The organism is Enterobacter cloacae complex sp. P14RS (assembly GCF_014895895.1).
In the GTDB taxonomy this organism is placed as follows: domain Bacteria; phylum Pseudomonadota; class Gammaproteobacteria; order Enterobacterales; family Enterobacteriaceae; genus Enterobacter; species Enterobacter bugandensis.
On sequence record NZ_JADBQM010000008.1, the window covers coordinates 85,800 to 109,492 of the forward strand.

A 23,693-nucleotide genomic window follows, 5' to 3' on the forward strand; every position below is an offset into this window, starting at 1 on the left:
GATGTTTTACGCCTGAAAGAAAGGGGGGCAGTTATGCCATATTTATTGAAACACTCACCTGTCGCCGTTGCGATTTCGCTGGCACTATCGTCAGCGCTATTTACCGCGAATGCTGCAGTTATCGATTTTGCTAATTTACCAGCCACCGGAGCAGTAACGGATTTGCCTGCGGAAATACAGGCGCTGATTCCTGCAACGGCAAACGCGAACTTTAGCAAAAATACTAGCGATCCTAACTATGTCTACCAGTACAGCCCTGGCAATATTCCAGTCTACGGGGATGGGATCACTCTCGAAGGGCCGGGGGCGGAAGCCTTTGAGCACTCCGTGACCGTTATTCAGAACTCCACGTCCGGCAGCCCGGGGGTGATATTTGGTGACGACCTGACTATTCGTACCCAGTCAAAAGTGGCTGCCAATAACGGTAAAGATGTCGACGGTATTCGTACCCACGGTATGAACACGCCGAATAACCCGGTATTTATCATTACCGGCGACCGCACCCACATTTACGTTAATGGCCAAAGCGGCGATGGCATCAATGCCGGGTACAGCTCCTTCAGCCAGGGTTCTCTCGGCTCCGCCAATATTTATGTGGGTGACGATCTCTATATCGAAACCACCGGCAGTACCGGTCGCGGTATTAGCGCCTATGCACTGAATGATGCCTCGAAGGCCAAAAATAACATTGTCGTCGGCGATCGTGCGCATATTGTGACGCGGGGTACCTACGCCGAGGGGATTCGTACCAACCAGAGCGGCTCATCCGTCCGTCTGGGGGATGAGACCACCATCGAAACGTTTGGCACCTCGGCCTACGGCCTGTATGCGGGTTCTGCCTCCAGAATCGAGCTGGGAAAAAAAGCGACCATTACCACCGACGCAGCCAGTGCCTCCGGCGTGTACTCTACCGGCTCGTCAACCATCACCCTTGATGAAGGCGCGACCATCACCACCAACGGTGCCAGCGCGCATGGCATCTACGCTTATACAGCAGCGGTAAATGTGGGAGATAACGTCACCATTGCGGTCAACAGCAGCGAGAAAACCAGCAGCTCCGCCCAGGCACCGCACGGGATGTATGCCTGGTCACGCGGCGTGATAACGCTCGACGGTGGGGCAACCATTACCACCGCAGGCCAGCGCGACCAGGGTAGCTATGCCCTGAACGCCAGCAATGGCGGAATTATTGATGCCTCTGCAGGCGGAAAATTCCTCCTTAACGGCGATATCCTCGCCGCAGGTGGCGTCGCGGCCAACAGTACCCTTCCGGCACAAAACAGTACCATTACGCTGACAATGGGTAACAGCTCGCTGTGGAACGGAGCATCGTACATAGAAAGCAACGCTGCCGGGACCGGTACTCTCGCGCTTACGATGAATGATGCCGTCTGGAATATGCGTGACAGCTCAACGCTGACCAGCCTGACCCTGAACGCGGGCGGCACGATAAATTTCCAGCATGCTGAGGACGCGGCCTGGCAAACCCTGACCATCAACGAGGATTACACAGGCAACGGCGGCAAGCTGGTTTTCAATACCGTGCTGTCTGACGATACCTCTGAAACTGACAGGCTGATTGTTGAAGGAAACACATCCGGTCGTACCGCGGTTGACGTAAACAACATTGGTGGTGCAGGCGCACAAACCGTTGAAGGGATTGAAATAGTCAGCGTTGGCGGCAACTCGGAGGGAACGTTTGAGAAGGCCAGCCGTATCGTAGCGGGGGGTTATGACTATAACGTTGTGCAGAAAGGTAAGAACTGGTTTCTGACCAGCCTGGCTGAACCCGTTGACCCACCAATCGACCCGGTAGATCCTCCTGTTGACCCGGTAGACCCACCGGTCGACCCCGTCGACCCGCCTGTTGACCCGGTGGATCCACCTGTTGACCCTGTCGACCCGCCTGTCGTCCCGGTAGATCCGCCCGTCGACCCGGTGATTCCGCCGCAAGAACCGGTACCGCCACCTGCGCCGCCGAAAAGCGAGCATCAGTATCGCCCAGAATTTGGCAGCTATCAGGCAAACAGCTATGCGGCAAATACGCTGTTTATGACCCGCCTGCACGATCGTCTGGGTGAAACGCAGTACACCGACATGCTCACCAGCGAGCAAAAAGTGACGAGCCTTTGGATGCGAAACGTCGGCGGGCATGCGCGTTTCAACGACGGCAGCGGCCAGCTAAAAACGACAGCCAACCGTTACGTACTGCAGTTGGGTGGCGATATCGCCCAATGGAGCACAGATGGCCTGGACCGCTGGCATCTTGGCCTGATGGCGGGCTACGGTAACAGCCAGAGCCGGAGCGCTTCCAGCCTGACCGGATACCACTCACGTGGCGAAGTGAATGGCTATAGCGTAGGTCTGTACGGTACCTGGTACGCAAACGAAGCCGATAAAAGCGGCACCTACGTTGATAGCTGGGTTCTGTATAACTGGTTTGACAATAAGGTGATGGGGCAGGACCAGGCGACCGAGCGTTATCGCTCCAGCGGCATAACCGCCTCTGTCGAAGCGGGCTATAGCGTTAAGGTGGGTGAAAGCGGCCGCAACAGCTACTGGATCCAGCCGAAGGCGCAGGCCGTTTGGATGGACGTGCAGGCTGACGACCATCGCGAGCGTAACGGCACGCGGGTGAAAGACGAAACCCAGGGCAACTTGATGACGCGTCTCGGCGTGAAGGCCTATATCAGCGGACATAACGCGATGGATGACGCTAAATCACGCACCTTCCAGCCGTTTATTGAAGCGAACTGGATCCACAATACCCAGACCACGCGCATCCGCATGGATGACGTCAGCAATGAGATGCGCGGTACGCGCAATATTGGTGAGTTAAAGACGGGCGTAGAGGGGCAGATTACCCCGCAGCTTAGCGTCTGGGGCAATGTGGCACAGCAGATTGGCGATAAAGGCTACAGCGATACGCAGGGAATGCTGGGGATAAAATACAGCTTCAAATAACAAAAAAGCCGCTGAGAAATCAGCGGCTTTTTGCTTCAGGCGATATCATCGCTGGTACAGGCCAGCACCGTTTCAACCTTGCTGGATTTCAGATGATTTTGCAGCGCCGAGCCGGGCATCTCATCGGTGAAAAGAGCCGTTGTCTGCGCCACGTTGCCAATTTCCACCGCGGCGGATGCGTTAAATTTCGTATGATCGGCCGCCAGCAAAATGTGGCGAGAGTGGGCCATCATGGTTTTCACCACGCTGGCTTCATTCACGTCAAACTCCATCATCGCGCCGTCGTGCTCAATCGCCCCGACGCTGGTCACGAGATAGTCCGCCCGAAAACCAGACACAAACGCCGTCGCCGCAGGCCCGATAATGCCGCCGTTGTGCGGGCGCAGCGTGCCGCCGGGCACCATCACTTCAAAGCGCGGGTTCTTATACAAAATATGCGCCACCCGCAGGCTGTTGGTGATGATGCGCAGATGATTATGGTTAAGCAGCGCCCGGGCAACGTGCTCTACGGTCGTGCCGATCGTAATGAAAATAGTTGAGCCGTCGGGAATATAGTCCGCAATCGCCTCCGCAATCGCCCGCTTCTCTTCGGTAAGCGACACTTCGCGCTGCTCGAACGCCGTGTTTACCACGCTGGATGCCCTGCCCGCGCCGCCGTGATGACGCGTGATCAGCCCCTGCTCGCTGAGCTTACGGATATCCCGGCGCACCGTTTGCGTCGACACGTCCAGCAGCTGCGCCAGTTCATCAATGTTCATATAGCCGCGATCGGCAATCAGCGTCAGCAGCTGATCGTGACGCGGGTTGCCGGTCAGTTCGGTAAGGCTCATGGGCTGTCCTCTGAAAACCATCACGCTCCGCATTTTATACAAAAAGTGACAAAAAAGAGCGGGTTTGATCACAGTCGGGTATACCCGCGCGCCCGCCGGGCTTTGTGCATTTCAGGGCTGCGACGGCGCTGGCAAAACGCACGGCGTCTGCGGCGGTGGATTGCTGCCCCAGGCTGAACGCCAGCGCGCCGTGGAAAACGTCGCCCGCGCCGGTGGTATCCACCACGTTCACCTCAAAGCCGGATTGATGACACAAGGCGCCGTTTTCCAGCCAGTAGCAGCCGTCTCGCCCCTGAGTGACATACACATGTCCATTTGTGAGCGTTTGTGCTTTTTTAAGGGCATCTTCTGCTTTATCCAACTGAGTTAGTCGCCGCAGGCCCGGCGCGGAGAAGGCCGCGTGGTCGCTTAAGGCTATCAGTTCCGCGATGTCCTGCGGGGTAACGTCAGCATCAAGCAAAGTAGGAACGCCCTGCTGACGGGCCAGGGTAAACGCCTGTTTTGCCCCGTCATGCCAGCGCACGTCTGCTAACACGATATCCCATTGCGAGAAGTCGATTTCATGCAGCCAGTCTGCCTCGGCGGGCAGATCGGGGCTGGGGTAGTTGGCAATCACTCGTTCTCCGCCTGCGTCCACCAGCACCGCGGATTGTGACGAGCGGGCACCTTTAAACACGCGTGTATAGCGGGTGTTCACCCCCAGGGATTCCAGCTCCGCCAGCAGCCGTCTGCCGGTATCGTCGTCCCCCACCCGGCCAATAAAATCCACTTCCGCACCCAGTTTTGCCGCGGCCACCGCCGCCGTGGCCGCCGGGCCGCCCCCCACTTCCGTATAGTCCTTTGCGACATATTTCCCACCTTCCTTAGGTAAATCATCGAGATACCAGATGCGATCCAGCACGGTAATGCCGACACAAACGATGCGAGTCATGGTGATTCCTTCTGCGATTTCTGATGCCTTCATTTTAATTTCACCAAATGTTTAAAAAGTGACCCGTGTCAATTTTTTGACTATAAATTACAAATACGATCAAAAACAGACAACACAAACGCGCAGAAATTGACACGATGTGACAGGAGAGAGGCATGTCAGCAATCGCATTTATCGGTTTAGGGCTGATGGGCGCGCCAATGGCGAAGAATCTGTTGAAGCAAGGCCACCAGCTTAACGTGTTTGACGTGAACCCGCAGGCGGTTCAGGCGCTGGTAGAGAGCGGCGCACGGGCGGCGGCTACGCCCGCTCAGGCCGCAACGGACGCCGAATTCGTCATTACCATGCTGCCAAACGGCGACCTGGTGCGCAGCGTCCTGTTCGGCGAGCACGGCGTGTGCGAAGGGTTATCCCGCGACGCGCTGGTGATTGATATGTCCACCATTCACCCGCTGCAAACCGACGCGCTGATCCGCGACATGGCTGAGCGCGGCTTCAGCCTGATGGACGTGCCCGTGGGACGCACGTCTGACCATGCCATCGCCGGCACGCTGCTCCTGCTGGCGGGCGGCACCGCGCAGCAGGTGGAACGCGCCACCCCCGTCTTAATGGCGATGGGCAATGAGCTGATTAACGCCGGCGGGCCGGGCATGGGCATCCGCGTTAAGCTCATCAATAACTACATGAGCATCGCCCTGAACGCGCTTTCCGCCGAGGCGGCCGTGCTGTGTGAAGCGCTTGGCCTCTCCTTTGACGTGGCGCTGAAGGTGATGAACGGCACGCCGGCGGGTAAAGGCCACTTCACCACCTCATGGCCGAACAAGGTGCTGAAAGGCGATCTTTCACCCGCCTTCATGATCGACCTTGCGCATAAAGATCTGGGGATCGCCCTGGACGTGGCTAACCAGCTCCACGTTCCGATGCCGCTGGGCGCGGCGTCCCGCGAAGTTTACAACCAGGCACGCGCCGCCGGGCGCGGGCGCGAAGACTGGACGGCCATTCTTGAACAGGTTCGCGCATCTGCCGGGCTGAAAAAATCACACTGATACGAAAGGACTGAGGAATGACGATGTACACCCTGAAAGATATCACCCGACCTTCCGGCGGTTTTGCAATGCTGGCCGTGGATCAGCGCGAAGCGATGCGCCTGATGTTTGCCGCCGCAGGCGCGCCGGTGCCGGTAACCGACCAGCACCTGACGGATTTTAAGGTCAACGCGGCGAAGATTCTGTCGCCATACGCCTCTGCCATTCTCGTCGACCAGCAGTTCTGCTATCGCCAGATTGTCGAGCAGCAGGCCGTAGCCAACAGCTGCGCGATGATTGTGGCGGCCGACGAGTTTATTCCGGGGAACGGTATTCCGGTCGACAGCGTGGTGATCGACAAAAGCATCGACGCGCAGGCGGTCAAACGCGACGGCGGCAAGGCGCTCAAGCTGCTGGTGCTGTGGCGTAGCGATGAAGATCCGCAGCAGCGCCTGGAGATGGTTAAAGCATTCAATACGCTGTGCCACGACAACGGGCTGCTGAGCATTATCGAGCCGGTGGTGCGTCCGCCGCGTCGCGGAGCCGAATTTAACCGCGAACAGGCGATTATCGATGCGGCTAAAGAGCTGGGCGACAGCGGTGCCGACCTCTATAAGGTGGAGATGCCGCTGTTTGGTAAGGGCACGCAGCAGGAACTGCTGACGGCCTCGCAGAAGCTGAACGAGAACATCGCTATGCCGTGGGTGATCCTCTCCTCCGGCGTGGACGATAAGCTGTTCCCGCGCGCCGTGAGCGTGGCGATGCAGGCAGGGGCATCGGGCTTTTTAGCCGGTCGCGCCGTCTGGTCATCGGTGATTGGCCTGCCGGATACCGAGCTGATGCTGCGTGATATTTCCGTACCAAAACTTCAGCGTCTGGGTGAGATCGTCGACGAAATGATGGCTCGCCGTTAAGAAAGGACCCGAACATGAAATGGTTTAACACCCTGAGCCACAACCGCTGGCTCGAACAAGAGACCGACCGCATTCTCGATTTCGGCAAAAACGCCGCCGTACCGACCGGCTTTGGCTGGCTGGGCAATAACGGGCAAGTTCGCAGCGATATGGGCACCCATCTTTGGATCACCGCCCGCATGCTGCACGTGTACGCGGTGGCGGCGAACATGGGCCGTCCCGGCGCGTATGCCCTGGTTGAGCACGGCATTAACGCCCTCAACGGTCCGCTGCGCGACAAGCAGCACGGCGGCTGGTACGCCTGCGTAAACGATGAAGGCGTCATTGACGCCTCCAAGCAGGGCTATCAGCACTTTTTCGTCCTGCTGGGCGCGGCGAGCGCCGTCACCACCGGCCACCCGCAGGCACGCAAGCTGCTGGACGATGCCATCGAGGTGATTGAGCGCTACTTCTGGAGCGAACAGGAGCAAATGTGCCTCGAGTCCTGGGATGAAGCCTTCAGCAAAACGGAAGATTACCGCGGCGGTAACGCCAACATGCACGCCGTGGAAGCCTTCCTGATTGTCTATGACGTAACCCACGACCGGAAATGGCTCGACCGCGCCCTGCGCATCGCCTCGGTGATTATTCACGACGTGGCGCGCAAAGGTGAGTATCGCGTTAACGAGCATTTCGACACCGGCTGGAACCCGATCCGCGATTACAACATCGATAACCCTGCTCACCGCTTCCGCGCCTACGGCGGCACGCCGGGACACTGGATTGAGTGGGGCCGCCTGATGCTGCACCTGCGCGCCGCGCTGGAAGCGCGCTTTGAAACGCCACCTGAATGGCTGCTGGAAGATGCGAAAGGCCTGTTCCACGCCACCATCCGCGACGCCTGGGCACCCGACGGCGCCGACGGGTTTGTCTATTCCGTGGGCTGGGACGGTAAGCCTATCGTCCGCGAACGCGTGCGCTGGCCAATCGTCGAGGCGATGGGCACGGCCTATGCCCTCTATACCGTGACCGGCGAAGCGCAGTACGAAGCCTGGTATCAGAAGTGGTGGGATTACTGCATCAAGTACCTGATGGATTACGAAAACGGTTCCTGGTGGCAGGAGCTGGACACCAATAACGAAGTGACCACCAAAGTCTGGGACGGCAAGCAGGATATTTACCATCTGCTGCACTGCCTGGTGATCCCCCGCCTGCCGCTGGCGCCGGGCTTAGCGCCTGCCGTCGCCGCCGGATTGCTGGACAGCCAGGCCAAATAATAAAGACGGAGTTTTTATGCGTACCCTACACAATATTGACCTGAAAAATAACGAACGTGGCTTCACCCTGCGCTGGCAGGATCGTCTGATTTTGTCCCACTCCGAAGAAGCGCCTTGCCTGTGGATCGGCGCAGGCGAAGCCGATATCGAGATGTTTCGCGGCAATTTCAGCATTAAAGACAAGCTCAACGAAAAGATTGCCCTGACGGACGCGACCGTCTCGCAGCAAAGCGCGGGCTGGGCCATCCGCTTTACACGCGGCGATGCGGTGAGCGCGACGCTGCTGGTGGGCGTGGATGCGGAAGGCCGTCTGGAGCTGAAGCTGAAAAATGATGCCGCCAGCCATAACCGCATCTGGCTGCGGCTGGCGGCGCAGCCGGAAGATCATATCTACGGCTGCGGCGAGCAATTCTCGTATTTCGATCTGCGCGGCAAGCCGTTCCCGCTTTGGACCAGCGAGCAGGGCGTGGGGCGCAACAAGCAGACCTACGTCACCTGGCAGGCCGACTGCAAAGAGAACGCGGGTGGTGACTACTACTGGACCTTCTTCCCGCAGCCTACCTTCGTGAGCACCCAGAAGTACTACTGCCACGTGGATAACAGCTGCTACATGAACTTTGACTTCAGCGCACCGGACTTCCACGAGCTGGCGTTCTGGGAAGATAACGCCACGCTGCGCTTCGAATGTGCGGAAACCTACGTCGATCTGCTGGAAAAACTGACCGGCCTGCTGGGACGTCAGCCGGAGCTGCCGGACTGGGTGTACGACGGCGTGACGCTGGGCATTCAGGGCGGCACCGAGGTGTGCCAGCAGAAGCTCGACGCTATGCGCGAGGGCGGCGTGAAGGTGAACGGCATCTGGGCGCAGGACTGGTCCGGCATCCGCATGACCTCCTTCGGCAAACGCGTGATGTGGAACTGGAAGTGGAACAGCGAGCTCTATCCGCAACTTGACGAGCAGATCGGGCAGTGGAAGCAGGAGGGCGTACAATTCCTCTCCTATATCAACCCGTACGTCGCCAGCGATAAAGATCTCTGCGAAGAGGCGGCGAAACGCGGCTATCTGACCAAAAACGCCAACGGCGAGGACTACCACGTTGAATTCGGCGAGTTCTACGCGGGCGTTATCGACCTGACCAACCCGGAAGCCTACGGCTGGTACAAAGAGGTCATTAAAAAGAACCTGATCGAACTGGGCTGCGGCGGCTGGATGGCCGATTTCGGGGAATATCTGCCGACCGATACCTTCCTGCACAACGGCGTGAGCGCGGAGATCATGCATAACGCCTGGCCTGCCCTGTGGGCCAAATGTAACTACGAGGCGCTCCAGGAAACCGGCAAGCTCGGGGAGATCCTGTTCTTCATGCGCGCGGGCTACACCGGCAGCCAGAAGCACTCGGTGATGATGTGGGCGGGGGATCAGAACGTCGACTGGAGCCTGGACGACGGCCTGGCGTCCGTCGTGCCTGCGGCCCTTTCGCTGGCGATGACCGGGCATGGCCTGCACCACAGCGACATCGGCGGCTATACCACCCTGTTCGAGATGAAGCGCAGCAAGGAGCTGCTGCTGCGCTGGTGCGACTTCAGCGCCTTTACGCCGATGATGCGTACCCACGAGGGCAACCGCCCTGGCGACAACTGGCAGTTCGACGGCGATGCGGAAACCATCGCGCACTTTGCGCGCATGACCACCGTGTTCACCACCCTGAAGCCGTACATCAAAGCTGCGGTTGCGCAGAACGCGAAAAGCGGCCTGCCGGTGATGCGTCCGCTGTTCCTGCACTACGAGGACGACGCGCGCGCCTACACGCTGAAATACCAGTACCTGTTTGGCCGCGACCTGCTGGTGGCACCGGTTCATGAAGAGGGCCGCCGGGACTGGTCGCTCTATCTGCCGCAGGACAGCTGGGTCAATGCGTGGACGGGGGAAATCTGCCAGGGCGGCGACGTGACCGTAGATGCCCCGATCGGCAAGCCGCCGGTCTTCTATCGCCAGCACAGCGAATGGGCAGATCTGTTTAGCACCTTACGTGATATCTGATAAGGCTCGCCCGCAGGGAAACCTGCGGGCAGACGGAGAACAATAATGAGTCAACATACTTCCGATCCGGCAACCCTACGCCTGCCGTTTAAAGAAAAACTCGCCTACGGGATGGGCGATCTCGGCTCTAACATCCTGCTGGATATCGGCACGCTTTATCTGCTGAAGTTTTACACCGACGTGCTGGGGCTGCCGGGCACCTACGGCGGAATCATCTTCCTGATTGCGAAGTTCTTTACCGCCTTCACCGATATGGGCACCGGAATCATGCTCGACTCCCGGCGCAAGATTGGCCCGAAAGGGAAATTCCGCCCGTTCGTACTGTATGCCGCCTTCCCGGTGACCTTACTGGCGATTGCCAACTTCGTCGGTACGCCATTTGAGATGACCGGCAAAACGGTGATGGCAACGGTGCTGTTCATGCTGTACGGCCTGTTCTTCAGCATGATGAACTGCTCTTACGGCGCGATGGTGCCCGCCATCACCAAAAACCCGGATGAGCGCGCCTCGCTGGCGGCCTGGCGTCAGGGCGGCGCCACGCTCGGCCTGCTGCTCTGTACGGTGGGTTTTGTCCCAGTGATGAACCTGATTGAGGGTAACGACCAGCTTGGCTACATCTTTGCCGCCACCCTCTTCTCGCTGTTCGGGCTGTTCTTTATGTGGTGGTGCTATAAGGGCGTCACCGAGCGTTACGTCGAGACGCAGCCCGCTAACCCGGCGCAAAAGCCGGGGCTGCTGCAGTCGTTTCGCGCCATTGCCGGGAACCGCCCGCTGTTTATCCTGTGTATCGCGAACCTGTGCACGCTGGGCGCGTTTAACGTTAAGCTCGCCATTCAGGTCTACTACACGCAGTACGTGCTGAACGACCCGATCCTGCTGTCGTACATGGGCTTCTTCAGCATGGGCTGTATTTTTATCGGCGTCTTTATGATGCCCGGCGCGGTGCGGCGCTTCGGCAAGAAAAAGGTCTACATCAGCGGGTTGGCAATTTGGGTGGCGGGCGACCTGCTCAACTACTTCTTCGGCGGCGGCTCGGTGAGCTTTGTGGCGTTTTCCTGCCTGGCGTTCTTCGGCTCCGCGTTTGTGAACAGCCTGAACTGGGCGCTGGTATCCGATACCGTGGAATACGGCGAGTGGCGCACCGGCGTGCGCTCCGAAGGGACGGTCTACACCGGCTTTACTTTCTTCCGTAAGGTCTCGCAGGCGCTGGCGGGCTTCTTCCCGGGGATCATGCTCACGCAGATCGGCTATGTGCCCAACGTGGTGCAGTCCGCCGGGACGGTTGAAGGGCTGCGGCAGCTGATATTTATCTATCCGAGCCTGCTGGCGGTCATCACCATCGTGGCGATGGGCTGCTTCTACAACCTCAACGAGAAGATGTATGTGCGCATCGTGGAAGAGATCGAACTGCGCAAACGTACGGCCTAAATGACGTGATAGAGCGCCCTGCGGGGCGCTCTGAGGATCGACCATGATACACAATACTGATCCGTTAACCCTGAAATTGAGCCTGCGAGAGAAGTGCGCCTACGGGATGGGCGATTTTGGCTCGAATCTGATGCTGTGTATTGGCACGCTATACCTGCTGAAGTTTTATACCGATGAACTGGGGATGCCCGCGTTCTACGGCGGCATTATTTTCCTGGTGGCGAAGTTTTTTACCGCCTTTACCGACATGCTGACCGGGGTGCTGCTGGACTCCCGGCGAAACATTGGCGCGCGAGGAAAATTCCGGCCATTCATTTTGTATGCCTCCGTCCCGGTGGCGCTGGTTGCCACGGCGCAGTTTATGGCCAACGACTTTAGCCTTACGGTCAAAACGGCCATCGCCACCGTGCTCTTCATGATGTTTGGGCTTTGCTACAGCCTGATGAACTGCGCCTACGGTGCGATGGTCCCTGCCATCACCAAAAACCCGAACGAGCGCGCGCAGCTTGCCGCGTGGCGTCAGGGCGGCGCAACGGTGGGGCTGTTGCTCTGCACAGTCGGCTTTATGCCCATTCAGGCGCTGTTCGTCCACCAACCCTCCCTCGGCTATCTAGTGGCTGCGCTGGTGTTCGTCACCGGCGGCCTGTTCTGCATGTGGTGGTGCTACAGCGGGGTGAAAGAGCGCTATGTCGAGATAACGCCCGATCACCATAAGCCCGGCATTCTTAAATCGTTCTGCGCGATTTTTCGCAATCCGCCGCTGCTGGTGCTGTGCATTGCCAACCTGTGTACTCTCGCCGCGTTCAACATCAAGCTGGCGATTCAGGTCTATTACACCCAGTACGTGCTGAACGATCTGCATCTGCTGTCGTGGATGGGCTTTTTCAGCATGGGCTGCATTCTGATTGGCGTGTTTCTGGTGCCCGGCGCGGTGAAGCGCTTTGGCAAGAAGCCCGTCTATCTGGGCGGGCTGGCGCTGTGGGCGGTGGGCGACGTGCTGAACTTCTTCTGGGGAACCAGCTCCCTGCTGTTCGTGCTGTTTTCCTGCATGGCCTTTTTCGGCACCGCGTTTGTGAACAGCCTGAACTGGGCGCTGGTGCCGGATACCGTTGATTACGGCGAGTGGAAAACCGGCATTCGCGCCGAGGGATCGGTTTACACCGGCTACACCTTCTCGCGCAAAATCTCCGCCGCTCTCGCCGGCTTCCTGCCCGGCATCATGCTGACCCAGATCGGTTACGTTCCTCATGCGGTGCAGAGCGCGGGCACGCTGCTGGGTTTGCGTCAGCTTATTTTCCTCTGGCCGTGCGGCCTGGCAATCGTCGCCGCCGTGACCATGGGGCTGTTTTATAAACTCAACGAAGCGCGCTTCGCCTTTATTATCGAGGAGATTGGAAAACGGAAAAAACAGTCAGCGAATACCCCTGAGATAACACCCAACAATAAAGCGTCAGCAGTCACTTTATAACAATAATTCGGCCAGTATTTCCTTCCTGTTCATCAGGAGGGAGGCCCTTCTGTACCTGATACATGGACAAATTATGAAAAGAATCATCACTGTACTGATCGTGTCGTCTGTGTCCTGCCCGGTATTCGCCGGGGCCTATGTTGAAACCCGTGAAGCCTACAATACGGCCTCTGAGCTGCACGAAGTGATCCTGCGTGCCGGCTATAACTTCGATATGGGCGCGGGGTTGATGTTCACCAACGCCTACAACGTGGGGAGGTGGGATGAGCTCAAGCACAGCTATAACGAAATAGAGGGGTGGTATCCGCTCTTTAAACCGACGGACAAACTCACCTTCCAGCCGGGCGGGTTGATCAACGACAGCAGCGCCGGTTCGGGTGGCGCGGTTTATTTAGATACCAACTATAAATTCACGGACGGGTTTAATCTGACGTTCCGCTATCGCTATAACCATAACAATTACGATACGCCGGACTATAACGGGCAGATGGATAAGAACGACACGCACGAATTTGCCAACTACTGGAATTTCAAGGTGACGGATGCGTTTTTCTACACCTTTGAGCCGCATTTTTTCCAGCGGATAAATGATTACCACAGCAAAAATGGCAAAGACCATCACTGGGAAATTACCAACAAGTTCAGCTATAAGATCGACAGAAACTGGCTGCCGTACCTCGAACTCCAGTGGCTGGACAGATGGAATGATTACAACCGCGAGCAGTACAGGATCCGCCTGGGGTTACGTTATTCGTTCTAATAAAAAAGCCGCTGATTTCTCAGCGGCTTTTTTTACTACGGATTGACCGTATTAGTCTTCTTTTGCACCGCGCATAGCACGTTTACGATCGTTCTCGGTCAGGTGACGTTTACGGATACGAATTGACTGTGGAGTCACTTCTACCAGTTCGTCATCATCAATGAACTCCAGAGCCTGCTCCAGGGTCATCTTGATCGGTGGAACCAGAACCGTTGCTTCGTCAGTACCGGACGCACGCATGTTGGTCAGCTTCTTACCGGTCAGGCAGTTTACCGTCAGGTCGTTAGAACGGCTGTGAATACCGATGATCTGGCCTTCGTAAACTTCAGCACCGTGACCCAGGAACAGCTTACCGCGATCCTGCAGACCGAACAGCGCAAACGCAACCGCTTTACCCTGACCGTTGGAGATCAGTACGCCGTTGTTACGCTGGCCCACTTCGCCCGGACGAACGTCGTCGTAGTGGCTGAAGGTGGAATACAGCAGGCCGGTACCGGAGGTCATGGTCATGAACTCAGAACGGAAGCCGATCAGGCCACGGCTTGGGATCACGTAGTCGAGACGTACGCGGCCTTTGCCGTCTGGATTCATGTTTTTCAGGTCGCCTTTACGTTCGCCCAGTGCCTGCATCACAGAACCCTGGTGCTGCTCTTCTACGTCCAGCGTTACGTTTTCGAACGGCTCTTGTTTACGGCCATCGATTTCACGGAAGATTACTTTCGGACGGGAAACCGCCATCTCGAAACCTTCACGACGCATGTTTTCGATCAGAACAGACAGGTGCAGTTCACCACGACCAGAAACGCGGAATGCATCAGCGTCTTCGGTTTCTTCAACGCGCAGCGCAACGTTGTGCACCAGCTCTTTGTTCAGACGGTCAAGGATCTGACGAGAGGTAACGAACTTACCTTCTTTACCACAGAACGGAGAGGTGTTGACGTTGAAGAACATGGATACGGTTGGTTCATCAACGGACAGGGCTGGCAGTGCTTCGACGTTCTGCGGATCGCAGATGGTGTCGGAGATGTTCAGTTCACCCAGACCGGTGATCGCGATGATGTCGCCCGCTTCAGCGATGTCGCTCTCGATACGCTCAAGACCCAGGTGAGTCAGGACTTTACCGACTTTACCGTTACGGGTTTTGCCTTCGCTATCGATGATAGTGACCTGCTGGTTAGGCTTCACTTTACCGCGCTTGATACGGCCAATGCCGATTACGCCAACGTAGTTGTTGTAGTCGAGCTGGGAGATCTGCATCTGCAGGGTGCCTTCCAGATCAACGTTTGGCGCAGGAACACGGTCAACAATCGCCTGATACAGCGGGGTCATGTCTTCAGCCATGTCTTCGTGGTCCAGACCTGCGATACCGTTCAGCGCAGAGGCGTAAACGATAGGGAAGTCCAGCTGCTCGTCGGTCGCGTCGAGGTTAACGAACAGGTCGAAGACCTGGTCAACAACCCAGTCAGGACGCGCGCCAGGGCGGTCAACTTTGTTGATAACAACGATTGGCTTCAGACCATGGGCAAAAGCTTTTTTGGTCACGAAGCGCGTCTGTGGCATTGGGCCATCCATTGCGTCAACGACCAGCAGAACGGAGTCTACCATGGACATTACACGTTCAACTTCACCACCGAAGTCGGCGTGCCCTGGGGTATCAACGATGTTGATACGGTAGTCATTCCATTTAATCGCGGTGTTTTTCGCGAGGATGGTAATCCCACGCTCTTTCTCCAAATCGTTGGAGTCCATCACGCGTTCTTGGGTTTCGGCACGAGCATCAAACGTACCGGATTGCTGCAGCAGCTTATCAACCAGGGTAGTTTTACCATGGTCAACGTGCGCGATGATGGCGATGTTACGCAAATTTTCGATCACAACTTTGCCTCAGGCATTTAGAAATAGCGCGTTATTGTACACGGATTAATCGCACTACAAAACAGGATCACAAACATCCCCCGCAAACAAGTATTGCAGAGATGCTTTGTGATCGCTTTCACGGAGCGGTAAAAGGGCACTTTAACGTAAATTGCACCAATATGGTGCTTAATGTTCACATTGAAGCACTATACTGGTGCAACAAATCCATCATGGTGCAGCCCTTTTGCACTATGGTGCGCATGATAACGCCTTTTTGGGGTGTTTTAAAAGTTGGCACAGATTTCGCTTTATAAAAAATACATGGCAACAGCCAGTACCAACAGAAATTGAAGACCTCGTTACCACGACGACAATGACCAATCTGGAGAGTTAAGTATGTCCGCTGAACACGTTTTGACGATGCTGAACGAACATGAAGTGAAGTTTGTTGATCTGCGCTTCACCGATACCAAAGGTAAAGAACAGCACGTCACAATCCCTGCTCATCAGGTGAACGCCGAATTCTTTGAAGAAGGCAAAATGTTTGACGGCTCCTCCATTGGTGGCTGGAAAGGCATTAACGAATCCGACATGGTTCTGATGCCAGACGCAACCACTGCGGTCATTGATCCGTTCTTCGAAGAACCAACCCTGATCATCCGCTGCGACATCCTCGAGCCAGGCACGCTGCAGGGCTACGACCGCGACCCACGTTCTATCGCAAAACGCGCTGAAGAGTACCTGCGTTCTACCGGCATCGCGGACACCGTTCTGTTCGGGCCAGAGCCAGAGTTCTTCCTGTTCGACGACATCCGCTTCGGTGCCTCTATTTCTGGCTCCCACGTGGCTATCGACGACATCGAAGGCGCATGGAACTCTTCCACCAAATACGAAGGTGGTAACAAAGGTCACCGTCCTGGTGTGAAAGGCGGTTACTTCCCGGTTCCTCCGGTCGACTCTGCACAGGACATCCGTTCCACCATGTGTCTGGTGATGGAAGAGATGGGCCTGGTTGTTGAAGCGCACCACCACGAAGTGGCGACTGCGGGTCAGAACGAAGTGGCAACCCGCTTCAACACCATGACCAAAAAAGCGGACGAAATTCAGATCTACAAATACGTTGTGCACAACGTTGCGCACCGTTTCGGTAAAACCGCGACCTTCATGCCAAAACCAATGTTTGGCGACAACGGTTCCGGTATGCACTGCCACATGTCTCTGTCCAAGAACGGTACCAACCTGTTCTCTGGCGACAAATATGCCGGTCTGTCCGAGCAGGCGCTGTATTACATCGGTGGTGTTATCAAACACGCTAAAGCGATCAACGCCCTGGCGAATCCAACCACTAACTCCTACAAGCGTCTGGTCCCGGGCTACGAAGCGCCAGTTATGCTGGCCTACTCTGCGCGTAACCGTTCTGCTTCCATCCGTATCCCGGTGGTGGCGTCTCCAAAAGCGCGTCGTATCGAAGTGCGCTTCCCGGACCCAGCGGCTAACCCATACCTGTGCTTCGCAGCGCTGCTGATGGCCGGTCTGGACGGTATCAAGAACAAGATCCACCCAGGCGAAGCGATGGACAAAAACCTGTACGACCTGCCGCCAGAAGAAGCGAAAGAGATCCCACAGGTTGCTGGCTCTCTGGAAGAAGCCCTGCAGGCGCTGGATGCAGACCGCGAGTTCCTGACTGCGGGTGGCGTATTCACTGACGACGCTATCGATGCTTACATCGCCCTGCGTACTGAAGAGAACGACCGCGTGCGTATGACTCCGCATCCGGTTGAGTTCGAACTGTACTACAGCGTTTAATTTAGTTGTTTTACCCGGCGTCAAAAGCGCCGGGGGTAGTTGCCGTGGAAACTTTTAGCCCATCTCCGGATGGGCTTTTTTCTCCACCAACAACCTGATCTCACGCGCTTTTTACGCTGAAACCGCTATACTGCACTAAAACAGTGCAACGACTCCAGGAGACTGCTGAATGGCAACTGGCACGCTGCCCGATGCTGGGCAGATCCTCAATTCTTTGATTAACAGCATCCTGCTGGTCGACGACGAGCTGGCCGTCCATTACGCCAACCCGGCGGCGCAACAGCTGCTCGCCCAGAGTTCACGCAAACTGTTTGGCACCCCGCTTCCTGAGTTGTTGAGCTATTTCTCGCTGAATATTGGCCTGATGCAGGAAAGTTTGCAGGCCGGTCAGGGGTTCACCGATAACGAAGTCACGCTGGTGATCGACGGGCGCTCACATATTCTTTCCCTTACTGCGCAACGTTTGCCGGAAGGACTGATCCTGCTGGAAATGGCGCCGATGGATAATCAGCGTCGCCTGAGCCAGGAGCAGCTTCAGCATGCGCAGCAAATTGCCGCCCGTGACCTGGTGCGCGGTCTGGCGCATGAAATCAAAAACCCGCTGGGTGGGTTACGCGGCGCGGCGCAGCTTCTGACCAAAGCCCTGCCCGACCCTGCGCTGGCGGAATATACCAACGTCATCATTGAGCAGGCGGACCGCCTGCGTAACCTGGTCGATCGCCTGCTCGGGCCGCAGCAGCCGGGTATGCACGTTTCAGAAAGCATTCATAAAGTCGCTGAACGGGTGGTGAAGCTCGTCTCTATGGAGCTGCCGGAGAACGTCACGCTGGTGCGTGATTACGACCCAAGCCTGCCGGAACTGGCGCATGACCCGGACCAGATTGAGCAGGTTCTGCTGAATATTGTGCGCAATGCCCTGCAGGCGCTGGGGCCGGAAGGCGGCGAGATTATTTTACGCACCCGCACCGCCTTCCAGCTTACGCTGCACGGCGTGCGCTATCGTCTGGCGGCACGCATCGACGTTGAGGATAACGGGCCTGGCATTCCTTCTCATCTGCAGGACACCCTGTTCTACCCAATGGTAAGCGGGCGCGAAGGCGGTACGGGACTGGGCTTATCTATCGCCCGCAGCTTGATCGATCAGCACTCCGGAAAAATTGAATTTACCAGTTGGCCGGGACATACCGAGTTTTCGGTTTTCCTGCCGATTAAAAAATAAAGGTGACGTTTATGCAACGAGGGATAGTCTGGGTAGTCGATGACGATAGCTCCATCCGTTGGGTGCTTGAACGCGCGCTCACAGGGGCAGGTTTAAGCTGCACGACGTTTGAGAGCGGCAGCGAGGTGCTCGACGCACTCACCACCAAAACGCCGGACGTTCTGCTGTCGGATATTCGCATGCCGGGCATGGACGGGCTGGCGCTGTTAAAGCAGATCAAACAGCGCCATCCTATGCTTCCGGTCATCATAATGACGGCTCATTCCGACCTGGATGCCGCGGTGAGCGCCTATCAGCAAGGGGCGTTCGATTACCTGCCCAAACCGTTTGATATCGACGAAGCGGTGGCGCTGGTTGAGCGCGCGATTAGCCACTACCAGGAGCAACAACAGCCGCGCCACGCACCCGATTTTGGGCCAACCACTGACATCATCGGCGAAGCGCCGGCGATGCAGGACGTGTTTCGCATTATTGGCCGTCTGTCCCGCTCGTCCATCAGCGTGTTGATTAACGGGGAATCGGGTACAGGTAAAGAGCTGGTGGCGCATGCGTTACATCGCCACAGCCCGCGGGCAAAAGCGCCGTTTATCGCCCTCAATATGGCGGCGATCCCGAAGGATTTGATTGAGTCCGAGCTGTTCGGCCACGAAAAAGGGGCGTTTACCGGCGCGAATACCATTCGCCAGGGGCGCTTTGAGCAGGCTGACGGCGGCACGCTGTTCCTGGACGAGATCGGCGATATGCCGCTGGACGTTCAAACTCGCCTGCTGCGCGTGCTGGCCGACGGGCAGTTTTACCGCGTGGGCGGCTATGCGCCGGTGAAGGTGGACGTGCGTATTATCGCCGCGACGCACCAGAACCTGGAGCTGCGCGTGCAGGAGGGCAAATTCCGTGAGGATTTATTCCATCGCCTGAACGTGATCCGCGTCCACCTGCCGCCGCTGCGCGAGCGTCGGGAAGATATCCCGCGCCTGGCGCGTCATTTCCTGCAGGTGGCGGCCCGCGAGCTGGGCGTGGAAGCCAAGCAGCTTCATCCTGAAACCGATGCCGCCCTCACCCGTCTGGCGTGGCCGGGCAACGTACGCCAACTGGAAAACACCTGCCGCTGGCTGACCGTGATGGCCGCCGGACAGGAAGTGTTAATTCAGGATCTCCCTGCCGAACTGTTTGAGGCCACCGCGCCCGAAAGCAGCACCGGGCACGCGCTGCCGGACAGCTGGGCAACGCTGCTGGCGCAGTGGGCCGACCGCGCGCTGCGTTCCGGTCATCAAAACCTGCTGTCTGAGGCTCAGCCAGAGATGGAGCGTACGCTGTTGACCACCGCGCTTCGTCATACGCAGGGCCATAAGCAGGAAGCCGCGCGCCTGCTGGGATGGGGACGTAATACCCTGACGCGCAAGCTGAAAGAGCTGGGAATGGAGTGATCGTACACCGCTGTGTAAAGGTTATTAATTGAGCGCAAATTGCCGTTATTTTGCGCTTTACTGTTCCGATGAGTTTTGTATGATCGTGCCCGGAAATTGGGGGAATCATCATGCTGGAATCATTAGTGACTTTACTGTCGAGCGGAGCAGCTGAAAGCCACACGCCGCAAACCGCTGTTGCTGCGGTATTATGTGCGGCGCTGGTTGGGCTGTTTAGCTAGCAGGTTGAAATGTAAAAGCCGGGTAGCGGCTTCGCCTTACCCGGCTTTGCGCCTTAAATCACCCGTGAAAACTGCTGCATACGCGCCTTCTGGCGCAGATACGCGTCAAAACACATGCAGATATTACGGATCAACAGACGCCCTTTCGGCGTGACCTCAATCGCGTTCTCCGACACATCCACCAGCCCGTCTTTCGCCAGCGGCGCAATCAGCTTCAGGTCTTCCGCAAAATATTCGCTGAATGTCAGATCCCACTGCGCTTCCACCTCGCTAAAGTCGAGACGGAAGTTGCAGATAAGCGCCTTAATCACATCACGACGAATGCAGTCGTCACGGGTCAGCGCGATGCCGCGCCATAGCGCGTTGCCGGTTGCATCAACCTGCTGGTAGTAGAGCTTCAGCTCTTTCTGGTTCTGCGCGTAGCTATCACCGATCATGCTGATGGCGGAGACACCCATGCCGAGCAGATCGGTATCGCCCTGAGTGGTGTAACCCTGGAAGTTGCGGTGCAGAACGCCGTCACGCTGGGCAATCGCCAGCTCGTCATCCGGACGGGCAAAGTGATCCATGCCGATAAATTGATAGCCGCTCTCCGTCAGAGAGGTGATAGTTTCCTGCAGGATATCCAGCTTCTGCTGGGCAGAAGGCAGATCGGCATCTTTGATTTTGCGCTGGGCGGCAAATAGCGTCGGCAGGTGCGCATAGTTAAAGACGCTCAGGCGGTCTGGGCTAAGTTCAGCCACGCGCTTCAGCGTGAAGGCGAAGCTCTCCGGCGTCTGCTTTGGCAGGCCGTAAATCAGGTCGATGTTGGTCGAGGTAAAGCCGATGTCGCGCGCGTGGTTGAGTAAGGCGAAGATAAATTCCTCGTCCTGCTCGCGGTTGACCAGACGCTGCACCTCTTTATTGAAATCCTGCACGCCCATGCTCAGACGATTAAAGCCTTCGGCGCGTAAGTGATCCAGTACATCCAGCTCAATTTCACGCGGATCGACTTCGATCGAGATTTCAGCGTCGTCGTTAAAATTGAAATTTCCGCGCAGCAGCGTCATCAGGCGGCTTATTTGCGCCTTATTGAGATACGTTGGCGTGCCGCCCCCCCAGTGAAGCTGGCTGACGTGACGACCTTTAAAAAGCGGCGCGCGGTGCACAATTTCCTGTTCGAGCGCATCGAGGTATTGGTCGGCTTTATGCTGCTGACGGGTCACGATTTTATTGCAGCCGCAGAAGTAGCAGAGCTTGTGGCAGAACGGAATATGGACGTAGAGCGACAGCGGACGCTCTGGATAGCGCGCGACGGCCTGCTGAAAATCCTCCTCGCCGAAGGCATCGGAGAACTCCAGCGCGGTGGGGTATGAGGTATAACGCGGCCCGGAATAGTTATACTTCTGGATTAGGGCCAAATCCCAGTCGATAGTTGGTGCTGACATGCTCACTCCTTCCGTTGGTGTCGCGTTCGTATACGGCGGCCCGTTCTGGCCCCATCGCGGGCCATCATTCGGGTGCGCAGCCACTTCTGTCGCCGCGACAACCGCCGTAGTTTAACGAATAACCACACCAGATAACATATAACCGGAAGGGTTATAAGCAGGACTATCGTGCCTGCCGGGTGCAAATGTTAGTTTCCACCTTTCAGAAGACGCATCATATCTTCCTGCTTTTCTTCTTCCTCTTCGTCGTCTTCGTCATCGTAAGACAGACCCAGCTTCTGCATCAGCTCATCAATGCGGTCCAGTTTGGCATCTACCCATGACTGCTCTTCGGCGGTCAGGGTTTCACCCTCTTCAAGACGTTCCAGCAGCGCGTCCAGGCGCTCATCGTTCTCCAGCATATCCAGCTCAGCCTGCGGTGAAAGCATAGGTTTCTCGCTCTTTGGTTTGTGCTGCTTAGTGACCGGGGTGTCTGTCACGCCCAGTGGAATGGGAGTTTTACTGCCGATACGAGGGTCTTTCTGCTGTTTGCCTTTTGCAGAAGCGCCCGCTGCACCACCGCCGTTGGCACGGCTACCCGCAGCATGACCGCGATGCTTCTTATCGCGTTTGCGATCGCGCGCTTCCTGGTTTAGTTCTTCGCGCGTTTTGCGGCGTGCTTTTGCAGGGCGTTTCGCGCCCGCAGCGGAGGTTGGTTTTTTCATGATGTTTTATCTTAAAGTCGTTTTCTTCAGTATAGAATTGCGGCGAAATCTAGCAGAAAGCAAGCAAAGAAAAAAGGCGACAGAGCAATCTGTCGCCTTTTTTCCTGACTCACAACCCTTAACGGGTCAGACATTCCATGTTTACCAACAACACACCCTGTTTATCCTTTGGCTGATACCGTCCGTGTATGGTTCCATTTCCTGTTAAAACGCCTCCAGGCGCTGGTCGTCCTGACTATCCTGCGTCTTCGCCTCCTGGCGCTCCTGACCCTAATCCTTAAGTCGATTTCCTGTTGGCTTCCTCGCCTTGCCGCATACTTTACCTTGTTCCGTTAAACTAACAAGCAACGAAACGGTACAAATACGGATTTTCAGATAATTACCTGGAAATAAGATTATGATTTAAAACAGTTTGCATTTTTTGACGCCTGCGAATTCTCTGAAATCTCCCATAACAACATTAGCCGATCTCTCACAGCCGTTTGGGCATTCGCCTGCAAGCCTCGTGCAATGAGAAAAGCCTTTTGCCCGCATTCGGGTATAATCCCTCCAGATTACGATTTTTGGAGACGACCACGTGACTACCTGGAACTACCAACAGACGCATTTTGTCACCAGTGCGCCCGATATTCGCCACCTGCCTTCTGATACCGGTATTGAAGTGGCATTTGCTGGCCGCTCAAATGCGGGGAAATCCAGCGCCCTGAATACGCTGACCAATCAGAAGAACCTGGCGCGTACCTCAAAAACACCTGGCCGTACCCAGCTGATTAACCTCTTTGAAGTGGCTGAAGGCAAACGCCTCGTAGACTTGCCGGGATACGGCTACGCGCAGGTGCCTGAAGAGATGAAGATCAAGTGGCAGCGTGCGCTGGGCGAATACCTGGAAAAACGCCTGTGCCTGAAAGGTCTGGTGGTGCTGATGGATATTCGTCACCCGCTAAAAGATCTCGATCAGCAGATGATCGACTGGGCCGTAGCAAGCGATATCGCCGTGCTGGTGCTGCTGACGAAAGCCGACAAGCTGGCAAGCGGCGCGCGTAAAGCGCAGGTGAATATGGTTCGCGAAGCGGTACTGGCCTTCAATGGCGATGTACAGGTTGAGCCTTTCTCTTCGCTGAAAAAACAGGGCGTGGACAAGCTGCGTCAGAAGCTCGACAGCTGGTTTAACGAGCTGGAACCCGCGACGGAAGCGGAAGAAGAGTAATACCGAGCGCGGCGATGTCCGCGCTTTTTTTGCCCGAACTTTTCTTTGCCGCAATAAAAAACGCCCCAGTCATTACTGACTGGGGCGGCTAAAATATTCAGCCAAATCCGATTACGTGAAGTAAAAGGTCTGAAAGATAGAACATCTTACCTCTGTACCCTACGTCGATAACTCTACCCCTTTTTTTGCTGTAGAAAAAGCACTTTTTGTA

The 23,693-nt window shown here is 56.5% G+C and carries 18 protein-coding genes; 13 read left to right on the forward strand and 5 right to left on the reverse strand.

Features of this window, described 5'->3' with window-relative positions; translation table 11 throughout:
• Positions 1–33 precede the first annotated feature (33 nt).
• Positions 34–2,964, forward strand: coding sequence for an autotransporter outer membrane beta-barrel domain-containing protein (locus IM295_RS08000; RefSeq protein ID WP_193066512.1), 2,931 nt, complete (start codon positions 34–36; stop codon positions 2,962–2,964).
• A gap of 35 nt (positions 2,965–2,999) precedes the next feature.
• Here IM295_RS08000 and IM295_RS08005 read toward each other — a convergent pair whose 3' ends face one another.
• The gene (locus tag IM295_RS08005; RefSeq protein WP_032644939.1) at positions 3,000–3,794 is read right to left on the reverse strand and encodes a DeoR/GlpR family DNA-binding transcription regulator; all 795 of its coding nucleotides are present in this window, start codon (positions 3,792–3,794) and stop codon (positions 3,000–3,002) included.
• Positions 3,795–3,828: 34 nt separating this feature from the next.
• Complete coding sequence (locus IM295_RS08010; RefSeq protein ID WP_088204722.1) at positions 3,829–4,725, reverse strand: sugar kinase; 897 nt, start codon at positions 4,723–4,725, stop codon at positions 3,829–3,831.
• A 155-nt stretch (positions 4,726–4,880) separates the two neighbouring features.
• On the opposite strand from IM295_RS08010, the gene yihU reads away from it, so the two are divergent.
• The 7 genes from yihU to ompL all read left to right on the forward strand — a co-directional run bounded on the left by yihU (position 4,881) and on the right by ompL (position 13,617).
• Entirely contained in the window at positions 4,881–5,771 is an 891-nt protein-coding gene (yihU, locus tag IM295_RS08015; protein ID WP_193066513.1) for a sulfolactaldehyde 3-reductase, read from the forward strand.
• 17 nt (positions 5,772–5,788) lie between these two features.
• Positions 5,789–6,664, forward strand: a complete 876-nt coding sequence (gene yihT / locus IM295_RS08020; RefSeq protein WP_028014885.1) for a sulfofructosephosphate aldolase — start codon at positions 5,789–5,791, stop codon at positions 6,662–6,664.
• Between the two features lie 14 nt (positions 6,665–6,678).
• Positions 6,679–7,920: a sulfoquinovose isomerase gene (yihS, locus tag IM295_RS08025; protein ID WP_063437450.1), complete on the forward strand. Its 1,242-nt coding sequence runs from the start codon at positions 6,679–6,681 to the stop codon at positions 7,918–7,920.
• Between the two features lie 16 nt (positions 7,921–7,936).
• Entirely contained in the window at positions 7,937–9,961 is a 2,025-nt protein-coding gene (locus IM295_RS08030; protein WP_193066514.1) for an alpha-glucosidase, read from the forward strand.
• 45 nt (positions 9,962–10,006) lie between these two features.
• The gene (locus IM295_RS08035) at positions 10,007–11,389 is read left to right on the forward strand and encodes an MFS transporter (RefSeq protein ID WP_022649848.1); all 1,383 of its coding nucleotides are present in this window, start codon (positions 10,007–10,009) and stop codon (positions 11,387–11,389) included.
• Positions 11,390–11,435: 46 nt separating this feature from the next.
• Positions 11,436–12,857: an MFS transporter gene (locus IM295_RS08040; RefSeq protein ID WP_193066518.1), complete on the forward strand. Its 1,422-nt coding sequence runs from the start codon at positions 11,436–11,438 to the stop codon at positions 12,855–12,857.
• Positions 12,858–12,930: 73 nt separating this feature from the next.
• Positions 12,931–13,617, forward strand: coding sequence for a porin OmpL (ompL, locus tag IM295_RS08045; protein ID WP_045260222.1), 687 nt, complete (start codon positions 12,931–12,933; stop codon positions 13,615–13,617).
• 51 nt (positions 13,618–13,668) lie between these two features.
• Here ompL and typA read toward each other — a convergent pair whose 3' ends face one another.
• On the reverse strand, positions 13,669–15,492 hold the full coding sequence (gene typA, locus IM295_RS08050; protein WP_028014891.1) for a ribosome-dependent GTPase TypA: 1,824 nt from the start codon (positions 15,490–15,492) through the stop codon (positions 13,669–13,671).
• A gap of 378 nt (positions 15,493–15,870) precedes the next feature.
• Between typA and glnA the strand changes: the two genes are divergently transcribed.
• From glnA to IM295_RS08070, 4 genes are all read left to right on the forward strand, one after another.
• On the forward strand, positions 15,871–17,280 hold the full coding sequence (gene glnA / locus IM295_RS08055) for a glutamate--ammonia ligase (protein WP_008501856.1): 1,410 nt from the start codon (positions 15,871–15,873) through the stop codon (positions 17,278–17,280).
• Positions 17,281–17,449: 169 nt separating this feature from the next.
• Positions 17,450–18,499 (forward strand): nitrogen regulation protein NR(II), encoded by a 1,050-nt coding sequence (glnL, locus tag IM295_RS08060; RefSeq protein WP_014172250.1) that lies wholly within the window; start codon positions 17,450–17,452, stop codon positions 18,497–18,499.
• 11 nt (positions 18,500–18,510) lie between these two features.
• Entirely contained in the window at positions 18,511–19,923 is a 1,413-nt protein-coding gene (gene glnG / locus IM295_RS08065) for a nitrogen regulation protein NR(I) (RefSeq protein WP_028014893.1), read from the forward strand.
• Positions 19,924–20,033: 110 nt separating this feature from the next.
• Positions 20,034–20,144, forward strand: a complete 111-nt coding sequence (locus IM295_RS08070) for a YshB family small membrane protein (protein ID WP_017382667.1) — start codon at positions 20,034–20,036, stop codon at positions 20,142–20,144.
• 53 nt (positions 20,145–20,197) lie between these two features.
• On the opposite strand, the gene hemN is transcribed toward IM295_RS08070, so the two are convergent.
• Complete coding sequence (hemN, locus tag IM295_RS08075; RefSeq protein ID WP_126327362.1) at positions 20,198–21,571, reverse strand: oxygen-independent coproporphyrinogen III oxidase; 1,374 nt, start codon at positions 21,569–21,571, stop codon at positions 20,198–20,200.
• 188 nt (positions 21,572–21,759) lie between these two features.
• Positions 21,760–22,275, reverse strand: a complete 516-nt coding sequence (gene yihI, locus IM295_RS08080) for a Der GTPase-activating protein YihI (protein ID WP_028014895.1) — start codon at positions 22,273–22,275, stop codon at positions 21,760–21,762.
• Between the two features lie 577 nt (positions 22,276–22,852).
• On the opposite strand from yihI, the gene yihA reads away from it, so the two are divergent.
• Positions 22,853–23,482: a ribosome biogenesis GTP-binding protein YihA/YsxC gene (gene yihA / locus IM295_RS08085; protein WP_045630625.1), complete on the forward strand. Its 630-nt coding sequence runs from the start codon at positions 22,853–22,855 to the stop codon at positions 23,480–23,482.
• Positions 23,483–23,693 lie beyond the last annotated feature (211 nt).